This window comes from Neobacillus citreus (assembly GCF_018343545.2).
GTDB lineage: Bacteria > Bacillota > Bacilli > Bacillales > Cytobacillaceae > Neobacillus > Neobacillus citreus.
Genome location: NZ_JAGYPE020000064.1, coordinates 23,718 through 32,459, shown reverse-complemented (window position 1 = coordinate 32,459; position 8,742 = coordinate 23,718). Strand labels below are relative to the sequence as shown.

The following is an 8,742-nucleotide window of genomic DNA, read 5'->3' as shown; positions in this document are numbered from 1 at the left end:
AAACCACCCGAGGCAAGTGAGGAAATGTCCTTCATAAGGCCGATGAGGACCAAAACCACCCGAGACAAGTGAGGAAATGTCCTTCATAAAGTTGATGAAGACCAAAACCATCCGAGACAAGCGGGAAAATGTCCTTCATAAGGCCGATGAAGGCCAAAACCATCCAAGGCGAGTGAAGAAATGTCCTTCATAAGCCTGATGAGGACCAAAGCCACCCGAGACAAGCGAGAAAATGTCCTTCATAAGAACGATGAAGACCAAAACCATCCGAGGCAAGTGGGAAAATGTCCTTCATAAGGCCGATGAGGACCAAAACCACCCGAGACAAGTGAGGAAAAGTCCTTCATAAAGCTGATGAAGACTAAAACCATCCAAGGCAAGTGAGGAAAAGTCCTTCATAAGCCTGATGAGGACCAAAACCATCCAAGGCAAGTAGGAAATGTCCTTCATAATCTCGATGAGGACCAAAATCACTCGAGGCAAGTGAGGAAATGTCTTCATAAATTTGATGAAGACCAAAACCACCCAAAAGGTAAACAAAGCCCAATAAAAATTACCTGTTTTTAAGTTACCTTAATCTTTATTCGTAATATGTCCATTGGTGAACCCCGACTCTTTTATATTTCTTTTCTAGAATCCGACGAATCCTCTTCTTATCCACACCCCCACCACACCACTCAAACACCAAATTAGTAGTAACCTTGAAATCCGGAAACAGCAGACGCAGTTCCTCCACGTGCCGAAGTACCGCCGACTCGACTTTTTCCTCGTGCCCACAATCACCGCAAACACATTGCTGGCCATTAACCGAAACCTGAAATGAGCAGCAAATCCCGCATGTAAGCCCTTTCCGCATCTTTCCATATTCATAGTCAGGTAATTTGGCATAGGGGTTTTCTGCCAGATGCAGGGATAATAATTTTTCTACGAGTTTCCGATGTTTGCTATTCAGAGCAGCCGGGGCCGCTTCTAATTTCCGCATATAAGTATTAAGTTGAGTTGGAAAAATGATCGGGACCTTTAGAGGAACTTGGTAAAGGGTGAATTCGGGGTTCACGTGGACAACTTTCCCTATAACAGTGAATTTAAAGCCAAGCTTTTCCAGCAATTGGCGAAACATAGACTCGCAATTTTCCAATTGGACTAAGGGGTCTTTGCGTTCCTTTCCATTAGAATCATAGAACTTACCATCTTGATAAAAAAAATCCCCTCTAAAATTTTTAACTTCATTCAACGAGATAATATCTTGAAAAATAATCAATGAATCGATTTGGAACGTAGTGCCATTTAATTCAAACAGTAAATCGTTTAACACATAGCAGTTGCATTGAAGCTTGTCCGTTAAAGACTGAAAAAACAACTCACCTTCAAAGCCGCTTTTCAATTTTTGGTAATTCCACCTATCGTCTGGCAGTAACTCCATCCTCGTATTTAGAAAACGGTAAATTTTAAATCTCTTCGATTCAGCGAGCGGTTTTAAATTCACATCCGACCACATCCTTTTCTAAAAATAAACTCCAAGTCCATTTTAAACGGAATCGGCCTGCCCCACTGCCTCAAGAAATGAATATTTTGTTAACCTTCTAAAAATATCGACAATTACAAAGGTCAGATATTGTTGTTTAAGTTAATTAAACGTTTGAATAGTATAGTACCTCTGTTAATTAAACGATTGATTTGTATAACATAAAGAAAGGAAACTCCTGTAAATGCAAGATTTTCCCCCATTCCGATATTTAATTAAACGATTGAATAGTAAAGCACAATAGCCTTTCCGCTTTAATCAAACGTTTGAATAGTATAGTACAATTAAAAACGCTTGGATTTTTATCCAAGCGTTTCTTTCCGTTATTAAATATTAAAGCTCTTCGTATTTCGTCCGGTTTGGAATGTGTTGTTCTCCTGCTATGTTTTGCATAAATTTAAGTCTTGGAACGAACCGGTGCACAACTAGAGCAGATATGATACTAAGGATAGCAGCGACCAAAACGTCCCCTGGATAATGAACCCCTACCCATATCCGCGAAAACCCTACAAGCACAGCCAACAGGATCCACAAGAAACTCCAGCCTCTCCTGAAAAGCCAGAACGTTACGCATAGGGAGAAAAATATCATCGTATGGTCGCTAGGGAAGGAATTGTCGACTGCTTTCTCGATAAGTTTATTGACGTTGGACAGTTCAGCGAAGGGTTGATTATTGGAGTGGAGCATTCCTGCCAGTTTTCCTAGACCTTCTGCCATTAACAAGGTGAATACCGAGCAAATGACCATCACTTTATTTTTTCTACCGCCTGTAAACAAATACAACACTAAAGCCAGTATTAACACATACAGCGTGTATTCAGCGATAGCCATAATGGGAGGATTCAAAAAGTCGTATTGTTTCCCCAAATTATTAATCATTCGAAACACATTAATATTAATTTCCATAATAGACATGCTAAATTATAACCTCCGAATCTACCAGATAAAGGGATTATACTATAAAGTTAGTGAAAATGTTACCGTTAATAACGCCAAACCGGGTAAAAAAATATAGGTAAATATTCCTTCACCTTTTGATACCGAAATGATATCATAATGATATAGATGGAAAAATTTTTCAAAAGGGGAGTGGTTGGGATGAGAGAGAAAGATATGTTCAAAATTAATGGATTTTTGGGGGTATTATTGTTTCTGTTAATCGGGGCGGCGGTAGTATTTTCATTCAGGCAATTTACCTTAACTGAAAGTCCTGTATCTTTTGTCCTCGCAGTGATTGGTGTTGTGGTGTTGTTTCTCCTGCTTTCCGGGTTCACTGTCATTCAGCCGAATCAAGCAAAGGTATTTACTTTATTTGGCCGCTACCTCGGAGTGATCAAACAGGAAGGATTTTGGTTGACGATTCCTTTAACCTTAAGAAAAACAGTATCCCTAAGGGTAATTAACTTCAATAGTGATAAATTAAAGGTAAATGATTTGGAAGGGAACCCGATCGAAATCGCTGCGGTAGTTGTATATAAGGTGTTTGATTCTGCCAAAGCCGTTTTTGATGTTGAAAACTACAAAACGTTTGTGCATACGCAAAGTGAAACAGGCCTGCGCCATATCGCCAGCCAGTACCCATATGATAATGTCAACAATGATTATGAAGTATCGTTAAGGCAGCACTCGGATGAGGTTGGTGACGAGTTGACAAAGGACTTGCAGAAACGCTTGGAATTGGCCGGTGTGGAAATTATTGAAGCAAGGATCATGCATCTGGCGTATTCGAGTGAAATTGCCCATGCGATGCTGCAAAGACAGCAGGCCAAAGCGGTCCTCGCAGCGCGCAAGGTCATTGTTGAAGGTGCGGTATCCATGGTCAAATCGGCAATTGATCAATTAAAGGATGAAGGAATTGTCGAACTGGATGAGGAAAAGAAAGCGCAAATGGTGAATAATTTAATGGTTGCCATCGTTTCTGATAAGGGAAGCCAGCCGGTAATTAATACAGGATCGATTTATTAAGGTAGTGATGATGTGGCCGATAAGAAGCGGTTTTTACTGCGCGTTGATCAGAAAATATATGATGCTTTGGAGAAATGGGCAGACGATGAATTCCGCAGTGTGAATGCCCAGATTGAACTGATTATAAAAAAGGCATTAAAGGATGCCGGAAGATTAAAAAACTCAAAAACGTCCAGAGAAAAAGAAGAAGATTAAAACCGGAGGCAAACCGCCTCCGGTTTTTTAACAGCAGAGTGTCTGAGATTGACACTGTACGATTTTATAATTATTGACTAGCCAAATTTCCGCAAGTTTGACAGCCTTCCAAAAACCTTCCAGATAAATTTGAAACCGAATTCAGGCTGTGCTATAGTAAAAGCATATTAATTGACCGTAGAACCAAATTAGTCAATGAGAAGGATGTGCGCTATGGCACCTGATCGCAGAAGAATGATTGTGGAGGCAGCAACTAAGTCTTTTTCCTTGTTTGGCTATAAAGCAACGACCATGGACCAAGTTGCCAAGCTTGCAAACGTCGGAAAGGGAACCATTTATACATTTTTTAAAAATAAAGAGGAGTTATTTGAAGAAATTATTTCTTCTTTAGTGAAGGAAATGATTGCGGAGGCGGATTCTGTCATTAACCCGGAATTGCCCTTTACGGAAAATGTCCATCGGGCCCTTTATCGTTTACTGGAATTCCGCTCTAGGCACCAATTAATGATTAAATTGGTACAAGAAGAGGCGGAAATGGGAACTTTAGCAGTTTCGGAAATGCTCCAGCATGTGGAGGACGAAATTATTGGTTATTTAAAGGATAAAATCGAAACGGCTATTGCTAAGGGAGCAATCCCAGCGGTGAACCCGGAAATAACTAGCTTTCTTTTGCTAAAAATGTATATCGCATTGGTTTCGGATTGGGAAAAAAATCATGACCCGTTAAGCTCTGAGCAAATTGCGGAAATTATGAAGGTGTTTTTGTTAAAGGGGCTGCCAAGAGGAAAGTAACGCGATAAAGCACTGGGGGACAGGCCCCAGTGCTCCAGTTCTTTTAGTTTGGGTTATTTTTTGCTTAGGTTTTGCTGAGCCATTTTGACGAGTTCGCGGACCATGCTGCCGCCAAGCCGGCCGCCAACCTTGCCGGCTTGTTCCGAGGTCAGCTTGCCGTTATAGCCTTTTGATAAGGGTACGCCCACTTCTTCAGCGGCCTCAAATTTGGCATCCTCAGGACGCTGTGCCTGCACGACCTTAGCCTTTAACTGATCTAACCCGCTTCTCGCCTCTGGGACAAGAATTTTGTTTCTTCTCGCCATACAAATCCCTCCTTTACGAATAGAATTTCCAGAACGGAAAAATTCATCAAAAACATCAGCAAGGACTGGATAAAACCGTTTCTTTCCAGTATAATAACCAATAATTAAGCGAATAAATTCGGTGAAAAAGAGAGTAGTTATCTCGTAAGTCCAAGCGAGTCAGGGGTGGTGGAAGCCTGATACGGAGGAGATAATGAAACGCACTTTGGAGAAGTGCCCTTGAAAATAGTAGAGGGTGCCGGAGAGTCCTCCGTTAACAAAGATCAAAGTTGGTTCAGTATGAACAATTAGAGTGGTACCGCGGGAATTTCAAACTCTCGTCTCTTTTTATAGAGACGAGAGTTTTTTGCATTTATAGAAAAACTGGAGGAGGTCATAGGAAATGAATTTTAAGAAAGGGCTTGCAGAAGTCTTATATCAAGCATTAGAAGGCGAATTAGCCTCCCAGAATATCGAGCAGTTAATTGAAAAACCAAAAAATCAGGACCATGGGGATTTAGCTTTCCCGTGTTTTTCACTCGCAAAACTGAAGCGTAAGGCACCGAATTTAATTGCCCAAGAGTTAAGCGAAAAAATCCAGTCCCCCACTTTTGAAAAAGTAGAAGTGGTCGGAGCCTATCTTAACGTGTTTTTAAATAAAAAGCTTGTCGCCGAACATATCATTAACAGCATTATTACTGAAAAAGGCAAATATGGCGCCCATGATTTTGGCCAGGGAGGCAATGTTACCATTGACATGTCGTCTCCTAATATCGCAAAACCATTTTCCATGGGGCATTTGCGTTCTACTGTTATTGGAAATGCCATTGCTTTAATTGTTGAAAAATGCGGCTATAAGCCAATCAAAATCAACCACCTTGGCGACTGGGGCACCCAGTTCGGAAAGCTGATTTCTGCCTATAAACGCTGGGGAGATGAGGAAAAGGTCAAGGCAAATCCAATCAAGGAACTGCTTGCCCTGTATATTAAATTCCATGCAGAGGCGGAAACGAATCCGGCTCTTGAAGACGAAGGACGCGGCTGGTTTAAAAAGCTTGAAGATGGCGACCAAGAAGCGCACTCCTTATGGCAATGGTTCCGTGATGAGTCCCTAAAGGAGTTCTCAAGAATTTATCAGCTTATGAACGTGGAATTTGACTCCTATGCCGGGGAAGCTTTTTACAATGATAAAATGGACCGTGTTGTCCAGATTCTTGAGGAAAAACAGCTGCTCGTGGAATCTGACCAGGCCCAGGTTGTCGAATTGACCGAAGAGGAGCTTCCGCCATGCCTCATTAAAAAATCGGATGGAGCGACGCTGTATGCCACTCGTGACCTAGCGGCTGCTATCTACCGAAAAGAAAATTACGACTTCGCACAATCTTTATATGTCGTCGGCCATGAGCAAAGCCTTCACTTTAAACAACTGATTGCGGTATTGAATAAAGCTGGCTTCGAGTGGGCCGATAAAATGGTCCATATTCCATTTGGGATGATGCTAAAGGACGGCAAGAAAATGTCGACCCGTAAAGGCAAGGTTGTCCTCCTGGAGGAAGTTTTGAACGAATCAATCACGATGGCCCGGTATAATATTGAGGAAAAAAATCCAAATCTGGCAGACAAAGATGGAGTGGCCAAACAGGTCGGTGTCGGCGCAGTTATTTTTCACGACTTAAAAAACAACCGGATGAACGATATTGAATTCTCCTTAGAGGAAATGCTTCGTTTTGAAGGGGAAACCGGCCCTTATGTTCAGTATACATTTGCGAGAGCTAGCTCAATATTACGAAAAGCTGGATGGAAGGCGGAATCGGCACCGGCGTCCGTCTACCAGACTACATGGGAAAACGAGTGGAAGGTAATCAGCATGTTAATGGAATTCTCCAGCGCCATTAAGCGTGCATGCGAAAATTATGATCCATCCCAAATCGCAAAATACATTGTCGACCTCGCCCAAGTCTTCAATAAATACTATGCGGAAGTTAAAGTACTCGAGCAGAGCGAGGAACAAAGCGCACGCCTGGCACTTGTTTACTCTGTAACAGTCGTTCTTAAAGAAGGTTTGCGTCTCTTAGGGATTGAAGCTCCTGAAGAAATGTAAAGCATTTTGCTTAACCATTGGTTAAAAATGGGATACAATAAAAGTTAGATTAATGATTGGAGGGCTAAGGGATGAGTGAGGTATTATTAAAAAGTTTTGCAACAGCGAGGAATTACCTGCTAAAAAATGTAGAGGTGCTGGATCAAAACATTGTAGATATCCAGCCGGAAGGATTCAATAATACAATCCACTGGCATGTGGGCCATGTGTTAACTGTTGCCGAACAATTTATGTTTGGCTTTCCGAAAAAGTCAGCTAATTTACCAGACAATTATTTAGAACTATTTGGCAACGGTACAAAACCGGCTGATTGGAATGGTGAAGTCCCATCTGTCCAGGAATTGACGGTTCAGTTAAAGGAACAATTTGAACGAATTCAAGAAATTCCGGTTGAAAGTTTTGCAGAGAAACTTAAAACACCATTTCTTGGCCAAGAAACGTACGGTGAATTGACGAGCTTTGCCATCTTCCATGAATCTATGCACTTAGGGCAAATTTCAGCAATGAAACGAGTTGTCCAAGCGGCTGCTCAAGTAAAATAAATAAAAAGTGAAATTTCGTTTCTGCTCTAGTAGAAACGATTTTTCGTTATATATAGGGAAACATAGAAAAAAGAGAGGACGTCTAACAATCTTTATGGATAATCAGCAGGAAAGACTGAAAGAAAGAATTTGGACAAAGGATTTTGTCCTTATTATATTCGCTAATTTTTTTATCTTCCTAGGATTTCAAATGACTTTGCCAACAATTCCGCTCTTTGTGGAGAAACTAGGTGGCAATGACCAGTTAATAGGTTTCGTCATTGGTATTTTTACCTTTTCTGCACTGCTTCTCCGCCCTTTTGCGGGGCAAGCACTGGAGACAAAGGGGAGAGGCTTCGTATACTTATTGGGGTTGGCCATTTTTGTCCTATCAGTGGGATCCTTTGGCTTCCTGACAAGCATTGCCTTCCTATTTGTGATGCGTGTTGTCCAAGGGGTGGGCTGGGGCCTTTCCACCACCGCATCAGGAACCATCGCCACCGATTTAATTCCGGCATCCCGGCGCGGAGAGGGGATGGGCTATTATGGGCTGTCGGGGAATCTGGCCCTCGCCTTTGGTCCGGCGCTGGGTTTGGTTTTAGCCGGGGTATTGAAGTTTGAAACATTTTTTCTAATTTGTTCAGTTTTAGGGCTGATTGCCTTATTATTGTCATCAAGAATAACCTATAAAAAGGTGGAGCCGAGACAGGAAAAGCCAAAGGGGAGACTTAATTTTTACGAAAAAAGTGCTCTAAAGCCATCGATGCTGATGTTCTTTTTAACCGTTACCTTTGGCGGTATAGCGTCATTCCTCCCTCTTTATACGGCCCAAAAACAGATTGAAGGAATTGAATGGTATTTTCTGATTTATGCCATTGCCTTAATGATTACGAGAACCTTTGCAGGACAGTTATACGATCGAAAGGGGCATCAGGCAGTCTTTATTCCCGGGACGTTGTTAATTTTAGCGGCGATGCTATTGTTATCATGGCTTCCCAACAGCACTATTCTATTTGCTGCCGCAGGCCTGTATGGCCTTGGCTTTGGCACGGTTCAGCCTGCCCTGCAGGCGTGGTCCATTGAAAAGACCCACATTAACCGCAGAGGGATGGCCAATGCCACCTTTTTCTCCTTTTTTGATTTGGGAATCGGTATAGGAGCAATGGTGTTTGGACAAATCGGCCATCTATTGGGCTATAGCAGCATCTATAAAGCAGCGGCATTCTCTGTATTCGTTTCAATGCTTTTGTATGCCTTTTTCATATATAAGGAAAAAATGAATAAGGAAAAACCGAATCGAAGATTTGCTTAGGCAAGTCTTCTTTATTTTTTGTATAATAAACATAAATACAAAGTCCG

At 41.7% G+C, this 8,742-nt stretch carries 9 protein-coding genes and 1 other annotated feature; of the genes, 6 read left to right on the top strand and 3 right to left on the bottom strand.

Annotated elements, in window-relative coordinates; all coding sequences use genetic code 11:
- Positions 1 to 580: 580 nt before the first annotated feature.
- Together KHB02_RS24615 and KHB02_RS24610 are read right to left on the bottom strand one after the other, a co-directional pair.
- On the bottom strand, positions 581 to 1,486 hold the full coding sequence (locus KHB02_RS24615; protein WP_241114070.1) for a nuclease-related domain-containing protein: 906 nt from the start codon (positions 1,484 to 1,486) through the stop codon (positions 581 to 583).
- 372 nt (positions 1,487 to 1,858) lie between these two features.
- Positions 1,859 to 2,440: an undecaprenyl-diphosphatase gene (locus KHB02_RS24610; RefSeq protein WP_213148155.1), complete on the bottom strand. Its 582-nt coding sequence runs from the start codon at positions 2,438 to 2,440 to the stop codon at positions 1,859 to 1,861.
- A 183-nt stretch (positions 2,441 to 2,623) separates the two neighbouring features.
- On the opposite strand from KHB02_RS24610, the gene KHB02_RS24605 reads away from it, so the two are divergent.
- The 3 genes from KHB02_RS24605 (at position 2,624) to KHB02_RS24595 (ending at position 4,477) form a co-directional block, all read left to right on the top strand.
- Positions 2,624 to 3,490 (top strand): SPFH domain-containing protein, encoded by an 867-nt coding sequence (locus KHB02_RS24605; RefSeq protein ID WP_213148154.1) that lies wholly within the window; start codon positions 2,624 to 2,626, stop codon positions 3,488 to 3,490.
- A 12-nt stretch (positions 3,491 to 3,502) separates the two neighbouring features.
- Positions 3,503 to 3,685, top strand: a complete 183-nt coding sequence (locus KHB02_RS24600; protein WP_213148153.1) for a type II toxin-antitoxin system antitoxin — start codon at positions 3,503 to 3,505, stop codon at positions 3,683 to 3,685.
- A gap of 213 nt (positions 3,686 to 3,898) precedes the next feature.
- The gene (locus KHB02_RS24595) at positions 3,899 to 4,477 is read left to right on the top strand and encodes a TetR/AcrR family transcriptional regulator (RefSeq protein ID WP_213148152.1); all 579 of its coding nucleotides are present in this window, start codon (positions 3,899 to 3,901) and stop codon (positions 4,475 to 4,477) included.
- A gap of 53 nt (positions 4,478 to 4,530) precedes the next feature.
- Here KHB02_RS24595 and KHB02_RS24590 read toward each other — a convergent pair whose 3' ends face one another.
- Positions 4,531 to 4,782, bottom strand: a complete 252-nt coding sequence (locus KHB02_RS24590; protein WP_213148151.1) for an alpha/beta-type small acid-soluble spore protein — start codon at positions 4,780 to 4,782, stop codon at positions 4,531 to 4,533.
- A 112-nt stretch (positions 4,783 to 4,894) separates the two neighbouring features.
- Positions 4,895 to 5,110, top strand: a binding site (T-box leader).
- A 54-nt stretch (positions 5,111 to 5,164) separates the two neighbouring features.
- Here KHB02_RS24590 and argS point away from each other — a divergent pair.
- From argS to KHB02_RS24575, 3 genes are all read left to right on the top strand, one after another.
- Entirely contained in the window at positions 5,165 to 6,862 is a 1,698-nt protein-coding gene (argS, locus tag KHB02_RS24585) for an arginine--tRNA ligase (protein WP_213148150.1), read from the top strand.
- Between the two features lie 71 nt (positions 6,863 to 6,933).
- Positions 6,934 to 7,404 (top strand): DinB family protein, encoded by a 471-nt coding sequence (locus tag KHB02_RS24580; protein ID WP_213148149.1) that lies wholly within the window; start codon positions 6,934 to 6,936, stop codon positions 7,402 to 7,404.
- A 94-nt stretch (positions 7,405 to 7,498) separates the two neighbouring features.
- Positions 7,499 to 8,695: an MFS transporter gene (locus tag KHB02_RS24575; RefSeq protein ID WP_213148148.1), complete on the top strand. Its 1,197-nt coding sequence runs from the start codon at positions 7,499 to 7,501 to the stop codon at positions 8,693 to 8,695.
- Positions 8,696 to 8,742 lie beyond the last annotated feature (47 nt).